General features: G+C 65.6%; 10 protein-coding genes. 4 read left to right on the plus strand and 6 right to left on the minus strand.

Going from position 1 to position 15,309, the window contains the following annotated elements; all coding sequences use genetic code 11:
- Positions 1–96: 96 nt before the first annotated feature.
- Positions 97–2,082, minus strand: coding sequence for a PAS domain S-box protein (locus GMST_RS04870; RefSeq protein WP_183353506.1), 1,986 nt, complete (start codon positions 2,080–2,082; stop codon positions 97–99).
- A 264-nt stretch (positions 2,083–2,346) separates the two neighbouring features.
- On the opposite strand from GMST_RS04870, the gene GMST_RS04875 reads away from it, so the two are divergent.
- Positions 2,347–2,709: a bacteriohemerythrin gene (locus GMST_RS04875; RefSeq protein ID WP_183353507.1), complete on the plus strand. Its 363-nt coding sequence runs from the start codon at positions 2,347–2,349 to the stop codon at positions 2,707–2,709.
- Positions 2,710–2,827: 118 nt separating this feature from the next.
- Here the strand turns inward: GMST_RS04875 and GMST_RS04880 are convergent, their stop codons facing one another.
- The 3 genes from GMST_RS04880 to GMST_RS04890 all read right to left on the minus strand — a co-directional run bounded on the left by GMST_RS04880 (position 2,828) and on the right by GMST_RS04890 (position 8,379).
- Positions 2,828–5,572: a methyl-accepting chemotaxis protein gene (locus GMST_RS04880; RefSeq protein ID WP_183353508.1), complete on the minus strand. Its 2,745-nt coding sequence runs from the start codon at positions 5,570–5,572 to the stop codon at positions 2,828–2,830.
- 325 nt (positions 5,573–5,897) lie between these two features.
- A complete protein-coding gene (locus tag GMST_RS04885; protein WP_183353509.1) occupies positions 5,898–7,715 on the minus strand; it encodes a lipoprotein N-acyltransferase Lnb domain-containing protein in 1,818 nt (605 codons plus the stop codon).
- 238 nt (positions 7,716–7,953) lie between these two features.
- Complete coding sequence (locus tag GMST_RS04890) at positions 7,954–8,379, minus strand: DUF3015 family protein (RefSeq protein ID WP_183353510.1); 426 nt, start codon at positions 8,377–8,379, stop codon at positions 7,954–7,956.
- Between the two features lie 355 nt (positions 8,380–8,734).
- Between GMST_RS04890 and GMST_RS04895 the strand changes: the two genes are divergently transcribed.
- The gene (locus tag GMST_RS04895) at positions 8,735–10,462 is read left to right on the plus strand and encodes an MASE3 domain-containing protein (RefSeq protein ID WP_183353511.1); all 1,728 of its coding nucleotides are present in this window, start codon (positions 8,735–8,737) and stop codon (positions 10,460–10,462) included.
- Positions 10,463–10,508: 46 nt separating this feature from the next.
- On the opposite strand, the gene GMST_RS04900 is transcribed toward GMST_RS04895, so the two are convergent.
- Positions 10,509–10,871 (minus strand): response regulator, encoded by a 363-nt coding sequence (locus GMST_RS04900; RefSeq protein ID WP_183353512.1) that lies wholly within the window; start codon positions 10,869–10,871, stop codon positions 10,509–10,511.
- A 453-nt stretch (positions 10,872–11,324) separates the two neighbouring features.
- Between GMST_RS04900 and GMST_RS04905 the strand changes: the two genes are divergently transcribed.
- Positions 11,325–13,442, plus strand: coding sequence for a methyl-accepting chemotaxis protein (locus tag GMST_RS04905; protein WP_183353513.1), 2,118 nt, complete (start codon positions 11,325–11,327; stop codon positions 13,440–13,442).
- A gap of 15 nt (positions 13,443–13,457) precedes the next feature.
- Here the strand turns inward: GMST_RS04905 and GMST_RS04910 are convergent, their stop codons facing one another.
- A complete protein-coding gene (locus GMST_RS04910) occupies positions 13,458–14,537 on the minus strand; it encodes a sensor histidine kinase (RefSeq protein WP_183353514.1) in 1,080 nt (359 codons plus the stop codon).
- 158 nt (positions 14,538–14,695) lie between these two features.
- Here GMST_RS04910 and GMST_RS04915 point away from each other — a divergent pair, with 158 nt between their 5' ends.
- Complete coding sequence (locus GMST_RS04915; protein WP_183353515.1) at positions 14,696–15,298, plus strand: LysE/ArgO family amino acid transporter; 603 nt, start codon at positions 14,696–14,698, stop codon at positions 15,296–15,298.
- The last annotated feature ends 11 nt before the right edge of the window (positions 15,299–15,309 follow it).

Consider the following 15,309-nt stretch of genomic DNA (forward strand, 5'->3'; position numbering starts at 1 on the left):
TTAAAGCTGCACAAAGAAACGGCCACCGGGAAACCGGTGGCCGTTTTTGCTTTACGCCATTGCCTCTGGAGTCGGCGCCGGGAACGGTGGGGAGCCTCACCCCCCGCCCAGCTCCACGCAGAGGGAGGTGGTGCCCGGCTGGGACTCGATCCGGAAGCTGCCGCCGATCAGCTCGGCACGCTCCCTCATGATGGCGAGCCCCCAGCCGGAGCCGGCCCCCTCCGGCGGAGCTTTGGGGAGCACGAACCCCTTGCCGTCGTCGGTGATGGTGAGGCGGGCGGTGCTGCCCCAATGCTCCAAAACGACCGCGACCCGGGAGGCGTCGGCGTGCTTCAGTACGTTGTGCAGCGCCTCCTGGGCGATCCGGAACAGGGAGATCTCCGGCACGGCCCCCAGCCGCGGGAACTCCGGGGTGGCCTGGAAGGAGACCGCAATGCCGGTGCGTCTCTGGTACAGCTCGGTGTAGGAGCTGAGCACCGGCACCAAACCGTACTCGTCGAGCTGGACCGGACGCAGGTTGACCATCAGGTCGCGCACCGTGCTGTGGATGGTCCGCACCAGCCTTCTCGACTCGTCGACGGTCTTCTGCAGCTCTCCCGCGCCGCTTCCAGCCAGGTGCTTGCTGATGTGGCCCAGGTTGAGGCTCAACACGGTGAGCTCCTGCCCCACGTCGTCGTGCAGCTCGCCGGCGATCTCCTTGCGCAGCTCCTCCTCCAGGGTGCTCAGGCGCCGGGCGTAATGTTTGAGCCGGTCCTCGGACTCCTTTTGGGCCGTGCTGTCGAAGGCGACACCGGCTATGTACTGGACCTCGCCTTTCCCGTCTTTCCTGGGATAGCCCCGGTCGCTGATCCAGCGGACCGAGCCGTCCGGGCGCAGGATCCGGTACTTGATGGTGGCCGCCTCCCCGGCGCGCAGCCGGTCATGGTAGCGGGTAAGCTGGGGGACGTCGTCGGGGTGGGTTGCGGTCAGGCACAGGAGGGGATCCTGGAAGATCTCGGCGGTGCTGCGCCTCCAGATGCGCTCGAACGCGGGACTCAGATAGAGGAGCTCGCCCCGGGGGGAGGTGAGCCAGAAGACCTCCTCGACCGTCTCCGCCATCTGCCGGAACTGCTCCTCGCTTTTTCTCAGGGACTCCTCGGCCTTTTTGCGGTCGCAGACGTCGCGCGCTACCACCTGCACCTCCACCAGGTTCCCTTGGGCGTCGAAGGTCCCCCGGTTCACCGCCTGCAGCCAGTGCAGCTCGCCGCGCCCGTTCCGCACGCGGTTTTCCACGACGACCGCCGGGTTGTCGGCCGACAGGAGTCTCAGACGCTCCTCGATCTCGCGGAGGTCTTCGGGGAGCACTTGGGGCCGCCACTGCGTCCCGACGAGTTCCGCCTCGCTCTTGCCGAAGAAGCGGCAGTACACCTCGTTGACGAAGGTGATGCGGCCGTCGGGACAGGCACGGGCGATCAGCTCGGTCTGGTCCGTGACGACCGTCCGGTAGCGCTCCTCGCTTAGCTGCAGCGCCAGCTCGGCGGCCCGGCGCTCCTCCGCCTCCTCCTTGAGCCTCGCCACGTGCTCGGCGAGCTCGGCCGTCCTCTCCCGGACCCGCTGTTCGAGATGCTCGTTCAGGCGGACCAGCTCCCGCTCGGTGCTGCAGTGCCGGGCCACCTCGTCTTCCAGCTCGGCGTTTTTACGGGTGAGTTCGGCGGTGCGGCTTTCCACCAGGGAGGCGAGTTCACCCTGCTGCTTCACGAGCCTGGCTTCGAAACGTCGGCGGCTCTCGGCGAGGACGCTGAGGCAGAGCCCGATCACCGAGAAGAGCCCCAGGGAGAGCACCTCGCGCAGCGAGCTGACCGCAAAGGAGTCGACCGGCAGGTAGATGGAGTAGGCGGTGATCGCCACCGAGAGCCCCGTGGCGAGGAGGCCGGGACCCAGGCCGAAGAGCACCGCCACCAGGGTCACCATGGGGTAGAAGGTGATGAAGGTGGGAAGCTCACTGTCAGCGAGCCAGCTCAGGTACCGGTAGGCTGCGTAGCTGAAGGCAACAAGGGCAACGGTTATTGGATAGTGCGAGGCTTTTCTCAGTGTCAGGCTCATGAGGGCTCCTGCGCGACATTGTAGCAGCTAAATGATCGAAGCAAAACGCGAAAGATAACTCTTACCCGGGAGAGTGCAACCCTCCGACACGGAGCCGCGTTGCCGGCAGCGTTCGGAAAAAAAACTGCACAAGCGCCTTCGTCGAGCCGATGAGCTAATGGGGAGTATCGGCGGAAACGGCACTATCGGCAGTAGCTGCAGTTTTTTGCAGCATCGGTTACGGCGCGGGCGACTGGCGGGACAACCGGCCGGGGGGGAGGAAACATGCAGCAGGTGGAGTGGAAAGAGGAGTACCTGCTGGCGATGAGCCAGCTTGACAATCAGCACCGGCGCCTGGTCGAGCTGCTGCAGGAAGCGTATCTCCTGCACGAGGAGGATGCGGCAGCTCCCGAGACGAACCTGAGTCTCTTGGAACTCGTCGACTATGCCGCGTTTCACCTGGGGTACGAGGCGAGCTGGCTCGAGCGCCACGGCTACCAGGTCCAGGCTCCCCAGCGCGGGGGGGCGGATCGTCTGAAACGGCAGATACTGCGCATCCAGAACCACTACTTCAAACACGACGAGGACCATGCCGCGAAGATCCTCTCCTTCATGACCCGCTGGCTGGCCCACCACCTGAAGGGGTAGCTGGCCTCACGGCGCACAACAAAAGGGCCAGCCCTCGCTTCGGAAGCGTTACCATCCGAAGCGGGGAGCTGGCCCTTTTAGCGTGCGGCTCTCTAGAGGCCAGAGCCGGCCTCACATCCTAGAATTTCTCGAACGCCTCGTCGCAATCGTCGAGCTCGAGCCGGGTGCCGCGCTGGCTGCGGGTCAGCTTGGGCGTGGTGCGCGGCACAGGCTTGGCGGAGCGCGCGCCGGTCAGGGGAGACCCGGAGAGCACCGGGGACGCCGCTGCGCCGCTCAGGCTGAAGAAGCTGATGGTGGCCTGCAGCTGCTCGGACTGCGAGGCGAGCTCCTCCGCGGTCGCGGACATCTGCTCGGCGGCCGAGGCGTTTTGCTGGATCACCTGGTCGAGCTGTTGGATCGCCTTGTTGATCTGGTCCGAACCGCAGTCCTGCTCCCTGGTCGCCGCCGAGATCTCCTGCACCAGTTCCGCGGTGCGCTGGATGTCGGGGAGCATGGAGCAGAGCATCTCCCCCGCCTTCTCGGCCACCTCCACGCTGGAGGAGGAGAGCTGGGAAATCTCCGCGGCCGCCTTCTGGGAGCGCTCGGCGAGCTTTCTCACCTCGCTCGCCACCACGGCGAACCCCTTGCCGTGCTCGCCGGCGCGGGCCGCCTCGATCGCCGCGTTCAGTGCCAAAAGGTTCGTCTGCCGGGCGATCTCCTCGATGATCGAGATCTTGCCGGCGATCTCCTTCATGGCCCCGACCGTCTGGGCCACGGCCTTGCCGCCGGCCTGTGCGTCGGAGGCCGATTTCACCGCGATCTTCTCGGTCTGCAGCGCGTTGTCCGCGCTCTGCCTGATGTTGGCCGCCATCTCCTCCATCGAGGAGGAGGCCTCTTCCGCCGCCGCCGCCTGCTCGGTGGCCCCCTGCGACATGGCGCCGGCGCTGGCGGACATCTGCTCGCTCCCCGCCGCCACGTTGTCCGCCGCGAGCTTCACCTGGTTCACCACCTCGCCCAGCCTCTGCACCATCGCGGAGAGCGACTGCATGAGCCGGTCGCTCGGAGAGCGCGCCTCGAGCTTCACGGTGAGGTTCCCCTCGGCCACCTGGCAGGCAGCGTCGGCGATGGCGTTGGTGGTCTCGATCAGGAGGTTCAGGTTGTTCTTGATGGCGTTGAAGTCGCCGCGGTACTCCTCGCGGATCGGCTCAGGCAGGTCCCCGCGGGAGATGCGCGCCACGTACTCCGCGGCCACGTTCAAGGGCCCGATCACCGCGTCCAGGGTCTCGTTCACCCCGCTTACGATCCTGCGGTAGTCCCCCTGGTGCCGCTGCGCGTCGGCGCGGGCGGAAAGCCGCCCCTCCTGGGCGGCCCGGGCCAAGAGGTTCGCGTCCTCGATGAGGGCGTTTATGTTGTCGATGGCGTTGTTGAGGTTCAGCTTGATCTCGTTGAAGTCCCCCTGGTAGTTCTCGGTGATCTTGGGCGGGATATCCCCCTTGGCGATGCGGTCCACGTACCCCGCGGCCACGTTCAAGGGCCCGGTCACCGCGTCCAGGGTCCGGTTCACCCCGGAGATGATCTTGCGGAAGTCGCCCTGGTGCCGCTCCTCCGCCGCACGGGTGGCGAGCCGCCCGGCAAGCGCCGCCTCGACCAGCAGGTTCGCGTCCTCGATGAGGGCGTTTATGTTGTCGATGGCGTTGTTGAGGTTCAGCTTGATCTCGTTGAAGTCCCCCTGGTAGCTGTCGGTGATCTTGGGGGGGACGTCCCCCTTGGCGATGCGGTCCACGTACTCGGCGGCGACGTTTAGGGGGCCGATCACCGCGTCCAGGGTGGCGTTCACGCCGGAGATGATCCTGCGGTAGTCCCCTTGGTGGCGCGCGGTGTCGGCGCGGGTGGCGAGCTTGCCGGCCAGGGCCGCGGCGACCAGGAGGTCGGCGTCCTCGACCAGGGCGTTTATGTTGTCGATGGCGCTGTTCAGGTTGGTCTTCATCTCGTTGAAGTCCCCCTGGTAGCTGTCGGTGATCTTCTGCGGGATGTCCCCCTTGGAGATGCGGTCCAGGTATTCGGCCGCCATGTTGAGCGGGCCGATGATGGCGTCGAGGGTGGCGTTCATCCCGACGACGATCCCCCGGAACTCGGGGTCGATCTGGTCCGCGGCGCCGCGGGTGGCGAGGCGGCCGGCGACCGCGGCCTCGGTGAGCCGCTCGACCTCCTGGATAAGCGACCTCAAGATCCCGGCGATCTTGCGGGAGAGGTAGACGGCGGTGCCGACCGCGATGCACAGGATGAGGGCCACCAGCCCCCCCATGAACCAGGAGGCGCGCGTGAACTTATGGTCGACCACCCCCTTAACGGCATCGAGCCGGGCGTAGCCGTCGGTCGCGAACTCGGCCGCCTGGGCCTCCATCTTGTGGGTCGCCTCCTTGTACTGCCCCATCGCCTTGTTGGCGTCGGCGGGGGTGCGCAGCTTGCCGTCCAGGATCGCCTGGTACACCTTGGGGAAACCGCTGCGGTACACCTCGAGCTCGGCCTTGAGTGCCTTGACCCGGTCCCGGTCCTTGGGGTCCGCCGCGACCTTCTCCAGGGTCTTCAGGCGCTCCTGGATGTGCTGCTCCTCCTTCTGCCACTTCTCGAAGTACTCTGCCACCTTGTCCGGCGCCCCGATGTTGAGGATGATGTCCTTCTCGAAACGTCTGAGCCCCAGGATGTTGGCGCGGGCCCGGCCGGCGTGCTGGGCGATCACCCCGTCGCTGTCCAGGTCTTTGCCGATCTCCTGGTTGATGCTTCTCATCCCTAAGAAACCGGTCGCTGCGACCGCGGCCAAAAGCACCAGCAGTACGCCGAACGCCAGGCTCACCCGCGTTGCGATCTTCATGTTCCCAAACATTGCTTCCTCCCTTTGTTGTGATGGTATCCGCATGACAATCCGGGTAGACCAGGCGGTGGGCCCATTGAGATGGCAAGGAGGGCGGCGCCTTTTGTTACAGATGTGTTACAGCCAGCTACCTATTCGGTAATTGGCTGGCGAAACGTTAATAAAAAAAATAAGAGATGCCGGCTAAGAAATTTCAGGAGGGGGGCCCGAGCCGGGGTAGGCGATTGGGACATCCTCCCCTCCGGGTTTGGGGGTGTGCCTAAGCGGGAAAAGATGCCGCGCCGGGGCGCAAGCAGGAAGGCTCGAGGGGAGGGGGGGCGGCCGGCGCCCGGGAAGTCTAGAAGTAGTGCTGCCAGGAGAGCTGCAGCAGACCGAACTGGTAGCCGAACTCGCGTTTCCAGGTGAGGTCGAGGCCGAGAAGGTCCTGACGGCCCAGGTCCAGGCGGTTTTCCAGGGCGAGCCGGTAGTCGTTGCGCGCCTCGTTCACCGGGAAGAAGCGCTCCGCGAAGGAGAGCCCGGCACGCCAGCGCGGGGAGAGCTCCTGCAGCACACCCAGGCGCGGGCCGACCCCCGGGGCGAAAAAGGCCCGGAAGCGCCCGGCGATCTCCAGGGTTCCCTCGGCGAAGCCGTAGAGCGTGGTGCCGGTGGCGAAGTCGTGGCTCACCCCGATGCCGGAGTTGAAGCTCCCCATGAGCAGGCTCTGACGAAACGCCGTCCGTTTGCGCTCGACCCCGAGGGTCGCCTTCCAGCAGACCGGGTGCAGGAAGCGGTTCCAGGAGGAGAGCGACTCGATGTCGATAATATCCAGCCGCTCCAGCTCCACCTGGCTCGTCTCCGGGTACCAGCGCAGCGCTCCCCGGAGCAGGTTCACCCCCGCACCGCGGGTGTAGCCTCCCTCCGGGTCGAGGATGTCGTGGTAGGCGGGGGCGCCGGCAAGCTCGAGGAAGGGCTGGCGGGCTTCGCTGCCGAAACCGACCCTGACCCGCGCCGGGGGGTGGCCGCTCCCCGGCCAGAGCTCCGGTTGCGTAATGGCGGGGGTCTGGTCGGGCACCGCGAGCCTGCTGCGCGCCAGCAGCAGTTCGGCGCTGGAGCCGGCTGCGGGTTCGCTGCCGCCGAAGCGGCGCGACTGCCGGTAGGCGGCGTAGTCGAGCGCGAGTTCCTCGATCCGGGCCTGCTGCTTGGGGGGGAGTTCTCTCACAGCCGGCGCCTGGGGGGTGAGCTCTCCCAGCGACAGGCGCCGGGCCAGGTCCTGGCCGGCCGGCTCGAGGGCGCGCAGCCGGGCGGCAAGGAGGGTGCTGCGCGCCGGACGGAAGCGGACCTCCTCGATGAGCCCTTCCCGGGCGAGCAGCCGCACCGTCTCGGAGGGGATGGTATAGCCGTGGAAGCGGCCGGTGAGCCGCAGCGCGGGGCGGGCCACCTCGATGAGCGAGAGGAGCTCGTAGGAGCAGTTCTCGTCGAGGAAGTAGTAGTCGAACCAGGCGCGGCGCAGCTCCCAGACGTGCCTGAGCAGTTGGGCGATCTCCTCGGGGGTGAGCGCGAGCCGGTATTCCCAGATGTCCCGGTTCTCGAGGTCGCCGTAGGTCTTCACCGCGGCGTAGTACGGGGCGCTGGAGAAGCGCCCCCGGTACCCGCCGAAGAGCCCCTTGGCCGCGTAGGCTATGCCGTGCTGTTCGCGGGTGTCTGCGGCGTAGTTGATGGTGTAGGCCAGAAGCGGCGGCTCCGCGGGGGTGCGCGGCGGGGGGTCGATGCGCAGCAGCGTGTGCCCGAACATGGAGGCCGGGTTGTTGAGGTAGGCGGCGGGAAAGACCAGGGTGAGCCGGCCGGGGTCGAGTCCGGCGAGCCAGTTCTCAAGCTGCCGGCAGCTTGCCCGGGGAAGCCGGGCCGGGTCGAAATGAAGCTCCCGGTCCAGCCAGTGGTAGCGCGCGGGGTAGCGGCACTGCGCCTCCTGGTCCGGGTGCTCCGGATCGGCTTGGAAGAACGCGGAGAGCGTGGCGGCGAGTTCGGCGGAGGGGTCATCCTTGCCGCGGGGAGAGAGGAAGAACTCCGGGGCGTCCACCTCGCTTTCCAGGCCGCCGGCGAGCCGGCGCGGCTGGTAGTGCACCAGGGCCCGCCACTCGGGCTTCTCGGCCAGCCGGCCTTGTTCCGCCCGATCCACCAAGCGATCCAGATAGCCGGCGGCCAGGGCGCGCGGGGGAACAGCAAGGGCAGCGAGAAGAAGCAACGCGGAGAGTGAGCGGGTAAGCTGGCGGGCCAGCCGGGCTCTCCGCGGAGAGCCCGGGCGGGCGGCCGGAAATTTCCTGAGATTTATGAGGATAGAGGGCATAGTAGGGCATAGTGAGCAACCGGCCGCCGCTTGGGACCTTCCTTACCGGTTTTTTCGGAACGCGCGTTACCTAGCGCCAGGTCGGGTGGGCATCCACCTCCGCCGAGAGCTGTGCCACCAGGTCATCCGTGCTCCGCTGCGAAGCGAAGAGCGTGGGGTAGTTCTCGCGGGCGGCCTGGAAGAATTCCGGCTGCCGCTCCTGCTTCACCCCCAGCAGGTAGGCGAAGGCCGCCAGGTGCTCGCCGCCGCCACGCGCCGCATCCTCCCTGATGCGGTCCCGGTTGACGCTCGCGAACTGTTTCACCTTCTGGTCGTTGCGGCTCGTCTCGTCGCGCGGGCTCGTGCTCGAGGTGAAATCCGACGAGGCGTCGGTGGTGTTCTGGAGGGTTTCGGAGGTCCCTTCAGTGGACTTCGTGGTTACGGCGCAGCCGGAGACGATGCCGAGGAAGCTGCCGACGAGTAAGAGTCTGGTTGCCGCGGGTTTTACGTGCAACATGGTTTCCTCCTTACCGCTCCCGTCAGCCGGACCCGAGGAAATGCGGGAGGCGGTTTTACGCTGTGCTTATTATACAGGGTTTGAAAGTTAAAAAACAAAAACAGCCCCAAAAGGGCAGGAAGCGACACCGGTCAGCCCCGCCCCTTTCCCTCAGCACCTGTTAACTTCGTAAAAATATTGTTGTAATTGACCCGACAAAAGGCAGATACTGTCGCAAGGCCGGGGCCCGAAGGATCCCGGCCGGACGCGGCGCCCCTCGAAAGCCCGCCGCGCCTGCCTGCTTCCCATCGCGACCACCCCTGCACCGGCACCTGCCAGGGGTCTCATCAGTAGCTATCCGGAGACAGAAACCCAGGTGAGCCAGGACCCGTACCGTGACAGCGTTAGCAGGTTTGTTAACTGGCCCCTCCTGGTGCTCATCGTGGTGGGGCTCTATGCCACCTCGCAGGTTAACTACCTCCTTTTCCACACCCTCATCGAACTTTTCAGCGTGGTGATCGCCGCCTGCGTGTTCACCCTCACCTGGAATTCGGCGCGCTACATCAGCAACCCCTACCTCCTGGTGGTCGGCATCTCCTATCTCTTCATCGGGATCCTGGACCTCCTGCACACCATAAGTTACCAGGGGATGCCGATCTTCACCGATTACGACTACTACGCGAACCAGCTCTGGATAGCCGCCCGCTCGCTTGAGAGCGTCACCCTTCTGGCCGGTTTCACCCTGCTCCTCAAGGGGCGCCGGGTCGCCACCACGACCCTCTTCCTGGTCAATACCGCAATCACCTCGCTGTTGGTGGCCAGCATCTTCTACTGGAAGGTGTTCCCGGTCTGCTTCATCGAGGGAACGGGGCTCACCCCCTTCAAGGTCTACAGCGAGTACGCCATCTGTCTGGTGCTCGCGGCGAGCCTCGCCCTGTTGATCAGGAACCGGCTGCGCTTCACCGCTTCGGTGTACCGGCTCTTGCTCTGGTCCATCGTCTGCACCATCGTCTCCGAACTCGCCTTCACCTTCTACATCGACAACTACGGCATCTCGAACCTGGTGGGGCACTTCTTCAAGCTGTTCGCCTTCCTCATGATCTACCGCGCCATCATCTCGGACGGGATCGAGGACCCCTACCTGCTCATCTTCAAGGAACTGCACCAGGCGAACCGGCAGCTCGAGGAGGAGGTCGAACTCCGCAAGCAGACCGAACTCGCGCTCAAAAAAAACGAGGAGAAGCTGCAGGCCTCCTACCTGGAACTAAGCGACCAGAGCGAGGAATTGGCGGCGCAAAACGAGGAGCTGGCACGCGCCTGGGAGGCGTCGCGGCGCTCGCAGGAGGCGCTGCAGAAGCTCAACGCGGAACTGGACCGGAGGGTAACCGAGAGGACCCGGGAACTCAGGGACAAGGACCACCTCCTCATCCAGCAGAACCGGCTCGCCGCGATGGGTGAGATGATCAACAACATCGCGCACCAGTGGCGCCAGCCCCTCAACGCCCTGGGGCTCTTGGTCCAGGCGGTCCCGTTCTTCGCCGGAGCCGAGGGGGAAGCGCCCGCCGAGCTGCAGCACAACAGCGAGAAGTCGATGGCACTCATCCGCCACATGTCGCAGACCATAGAGGACTTCCGCAACTTTTTCAGGCCCAACAAGGAGAAGGTCAGCTTCGACCTGCACCGGGAGATCGGCAAGACGCTCGCGCTCATGGAGGGGAGCCTGCAGGGTAAGGCGGTGGCGATCGAGGTGCTCGACGAAGGTGCCCCGGAGGTGCTCGGCTACCCCAACGAGTTCTGCCAGGCCATGCTCAACATCCTGATGAACGCCCGGGACGCCCTGGCCGAGCGCCAGGTGGCCGAGCCGCGCATCGTGATTCGCCTCGCCGGGGAGGCGGGGCGGGCGCTGGTCACGGTGACCGACAACGCGGGGGGGATCCCCGAGGCGGTGCTGGACAAGGTCTTCACCCCGTACTTCACGACCAAGGGGGAAAGCGGCACCGGGGTCGGTCTCTTCATGTCCAAGACCATCATCGAAAAGAACATGGGGGGGAGCCTCAGCGTGGCCAACACGGCCGACGGCGCGCAGTTCCGCATCGTTCTGTAAGCGCAGCTCCACGCGTGCCTCGAGCCGCGCGCCGGTGCTAAGCTCATCAGGAGTCGATCAGGCGCCGAATCTGCGCGGTCAGCTCCTCGGCCTGAAACGGCTTCAGGATCCACCCCGAAACACCCGCCTCGAGCCCCTCCCGTTTCACCCTGTCATCGGAGATCGTCGTCTGCACCAGCACCGGGATCATCTGCGAGGTGCGCCTCCTGATTTCCCTGGCCAGTTCCACCCCATTCATCCCCGGCATGATCAGGTCGGTCAGCACAAGGTCGACCGGCCAGCTCTCCAGGGAGGTTAAGGCCTCGACGGCGTTGTGCGCCTCGATCACCTGGAACCCCTTGGCCTTGAGCAGTGAGGAAAGCATCTTGAGGACCAGGTCGGAATCTTCTACAGCGAGGATCGTTTTCATCGCTTCACTCCTGCCGCAGCGCCCCTGCCTCTGCAGGTACCTGGGCTCCTGGGATGGGCTGCGGTTTTCCGGCTCCACAGCCCAAGCTCCCAGTATCCACTGATTCTATGCCTTGCTCTTTTAATTAACAATCAGCACCTTGGAGGGGCCGGGCAACCGTCGCAAGGCGTGCGGCAAGAGCCGGTCGCGCGGCGCCGCGGCACGGGAGCCATGCGCAGTGCGGCTGTTTCTGAACCTGAAGTGGGGCGCATCTTTCATATTTCATTATGTAAACACAATCTATCTTTCTCTTGTTCTTTCAGGAACATTATGGTAATAACCGCTTGATATACTGTATCTTTGCGCCATTTTCCGGGACGCATCGCAACGAAGTTTAATGTAGTTCAGAAAAGTGCCGCAACTTCTTGGTAGGATCATCTGCTGTAGTGAATGCAGTCAAGATAAGGATCAACTGTGGGAACGAGCATCGTTAAGAAAATAGCAATCCTCACCGTGAGCGTGGTCGTTGCGGCGGTTTCGGTCACTACCTACATCTGCATGGCGAAGATGCGCCAGGAAATGGTCCGGGTGGCGACCCTCTCCCAGGAGAGCCGGATCAACATGTTCCACGAACTGCTGCGCCAGAAAGGGGAGCTGAGGATCGTGGACAACCGGCTTTTCGCCGGCGACTACCAGATCAACGGCAACAACGAGCTGCCGGACAAGGTCGCCGAGATCTGCGGCGGCACCGCCACCATCTTCATGCACGAGGTGCGCGTCGCCACCAACGTCGTCAAGGCCGACGGCAACAGGGCGCTGGGGACCAAGCTGCAGGGCCCCGCCTACGACGCCGTGTTCGGCAAGGGGACCTCGTACCGCGGTGTCGCACCGATTCTCGACGTTCCCTACTTCACCGCCTACGACCCGATCCGCGACGCCAGCGGCAAGGTGATCGGCGCGCTCTACGTCGGGGTGAAAACCGAGGAGTTCCTCCGTTCCTTCGAGCGGACCCGCCTGGTGGCGATCGGGCTGGCCATCGCCCTCACCGTTTTTGCCTGTGCCATCGCCGCCTGGGTGACCCGGCGCCTTTTGGCCCCGATCGGCACCGCGGTCTCGGTGACCGAAGCGGTGGCGCGGGGCGATCTCACGGTGGCGATCCCCACGGGCGCGGAGAACGAGGCGGGGAAACTGCTCGACTCCCTCCAGGTCATGGTGGACGGCCTGTGCGGCATGGTGAGCCGGGTCACCCGGACCGCCGGCGAATTGCAGCGGATGTCGCTGCGCCTCTCCGAGGAGGCGGTGCACGTGGTGGGGGCAGCCAAGCACCAGCAGGGGAAGGTGGAGGAAACCTCGGCCTACGTGGAGCAGATCGCCGCCAAGGCGAAGGAGGTCGGCCTGGAAACGGAGAACCTGGCCCGCTCTGCCTCGGAGTCCTCTTCCGCGCTCCTCGAGATGACCGCGAGCAGCGAGGAGATCGCCGCCAACGCCGAGAGGCTCACCGCGCTGATCGGCGAGGTGACCGCGTCCATCATGCAGACCGCGGCCGCCGCGCGGGAGATCGGCGGTCACACCCGGGCCCTGGTGACCACCTCGCTGTCGACCGCCTCGTCGGTCATGGAGATGGAGGCGAGCATCCGCAACGTGAAGGAGAACGCCCTGCAGACCGCCGAGATCTCCGGCCGGGTCGAGGAGGACGCCCAGAAGGGGGTCGACGCCATGTCCGCCATGCGCCAGGGGATGCACGAGATCAGGGAGTCGTCCCAGGTAACCAACGAGGTGGTCGGGACCCTGACCGCCCGGACCCGGGAGATCGGTGCGATCTCCTCGGTGATCGACGACATCGCCTCGCGTACCGCGCTCCTGGCCCTGAACGCGGCCATCATCGCCTCGCAGGCCGGCGTGCACGGCCGCGGCTTCGCGGTGGTCGCCGGAGAGATCAAGACCCTGGCCGCCAAGACGGCAAGCTCCACCAACGAGATCGCCGAATTGATCAAGAACGTGCAGAAGGAGACCGAGCGGGCGGTGCAGGCGATCCGGGAGGCCGACGGCAAGATCGCGGCGGGAGAGGAACTGGCCCAGCGCTCCAGCGCCGCACTGGAGAAGATCGTCGCGGGGGTGGTCACGGCGCGCAGTCACGTGCGGGGGATCGCCAGCGCGACCGAGGAGCAGGCCAAGGGGACCGGACAGATCAGGGTGGCCATGGAGCAGGTCACCGAAATGACCGAGAGGATCGAGGTATCGATCCGCGAGCAGGCCCAAGCCGAGGAGTCGATCATGGCGGCGGCCCAGCACATGAAGGACCTCGCCTCGCAGTTCCAGTCGGCGACCAGCGAGCAGAGCAAGGTGGGGAACTGTATCTCCCAGGCGATGACCGACGTGACCGCCATGTCCCAGCGCATCGAGCTGGCCTGCGCGGAGCAGGCGCTGGGGAGCCGCTACATCGCCGCCGCGGTCGTGGAGATCAGCAGCGACGCCGAGCGCAGCCTCAAGGCCGCCACCCTCCTGGAGAGCGGCGCCAACGAACTGAGCGGGCAGGTGGACCTCCTGCAGCAGGGGACCGGCGCCTTCCGCCTGCAGGAGGACCCCGCCTGAGCGAGTCCGCCCCGCTCAACCGGGGAGGGTGAACCAGAAGGTGGCGCCCTGGTCCGGCACCCCCTCCGCCCAGACCCGGCCGCCGTGGCGGGCCACGATGCGCTGCACGTTCGCGAGCCCCATGCCGGTCCCTTCGAACTCGCTGCCGGGGTGCAGGCGCTGGAACCTGCCGAACAGCTTGTTGAGGTACCTCATGTCGAACCCCACCCCGTTGTCCCGCACGAAAATCACCTTCTCGCCGGAAAGCTCCCGGTAACCGATCTCGATCCGCGCCGGCCTGCGCGGCCTGGTGAACTTGAGGGCGTTGTGGACCAGGTTGTACAGCACCTGGTGCAGCATCCGCGGGTCTCCCACCACCACCGGGAGGGGAGCGATCTGCCACTCGATCTCCCGCTCCCGCGTCGTCTCGGCCAGTTCGCGCAGTACCAGGCGGAGCACGGCGGCCAGGTCGACCTCCTTGCGCACCAGCTCGCTGCGCCCCAGCTGGGTGAAGGCCAGGAGGTCGTCGACCAGGTTCCCCATGGTCCGGGCCGCCTCGCCGATGACCGCGAGGTAGTGCCGCGACTGCTGGTCCAGGCATTCCGGAGTACGCGTCTTCAGGAGCTCGACGAAGCCGGCGATGTGGCGCAGCGGCGCCCGCAGGTCGTGGGATATGGTGTAGCTCACCTCGGAAAGCTCGCGGTTCGCGGCAGTCAGCTGCTCGACCTGTTTTTGGAGCGAACGGTTCAGCTCGTTCACCTGCCGGGCGTTTTGCTCGCGCTGCAGGAGTAAAAGCTGCCGCAGGCGCCACAACCCGTAGCTGAAGATGAACAGCAGGGAGAACTTGACCAGGGCGTCCCAGAACCAGAAGAGGCGGTGCGCGTAGAGCTCCTTGATGAAGAAGAATTTGAAGATGATCAGCGCTCCCGCCAGGGCGGCCACCAGGAGGGTCGCGGTCACCCCCCGGTACCAGGCGACGAGCGCCAGGGGAACCAGGTAGAGCGGGAACAGGTTGAACCCGAAGCCCAAGGTATAGTCGAGGTAGGCGATACCGCAGATCGAACCGGTAACGAAGAAGAGCAGCAGGGTCTTGAAAGTGCGGTGGTCGGTTGCCATCGGTGTTGGGCGCCTCGCCCGGAGCTGCCGTGACGCAGGCAGGGGCTGCAGCTTAACCCGCTGCCAGCATTCATTATAGCGCGGTAGCGCGGCCAGCCGACAGTAAGAAACGCGGCAGCCCGTTAGGTAAGGCGGCCGGATCTGATAAGGAGAGGAGAATGACGGGATTTCTGGCGGGACTGCTCTTGGGTTTCAGCTTGATCGCGGCGATCGGGGCGCAGAACGCCTTCATCCTGAAGCAGGGGCTGCGGCGCGAGCACGTCTTCGTCCTCTGCCTCATCTGCTCGGTCTCCGATGCACTCCTGATCGGTTTCGGGGTGTTCGGCTTTTCACTGGTGGCCGCGGGGCTCCCGGCGCTCGTGCCGGTGGCGCGCTACGCGGGGGCCGCCTTCCTGTTCTGCTACGGCGCGAAGAGCTTCGCCACCGCTTTGGGGAAGGACGAGGTCCTGGTAGCCGACGCCTCGCAACGTACCGAACTGCGCAGCGCGCTGGCCAGCTGCCTTGCCTTTACCTGGCTCAACCCGCACGTCTACCTCGACACCCTGGTGCTGCTCGGCTCGGTCTCGACCCAGTACCCGCAGCAGCAGGCCTTCTTTGCCCTGGGGGCGGCGTCGGCCTCCTTCTGCTTCTTCTTCGCGCTGGGGTACGGGGCCCGGCTCTTGGCGCCGCTTTTTAAAAGGCCCCTCTCCTGGAAAGTGCTGGAAGTCGTGATCGGCTGCGTGATGTGGAGCATCGCGGCCGGGCTGGTGTGGCGACGCTAGCCTGGCATACG

Source organism: Geomonas silvestris, from assembly GCF_014193515.1.
GTDB classification, from domain to species: domain Bacteria; phylum Desulfobacterota; class Desulfuromonadia; order Geobacterales; family Geobacteraceae; genus Geomonas; species Geomonas silvestris.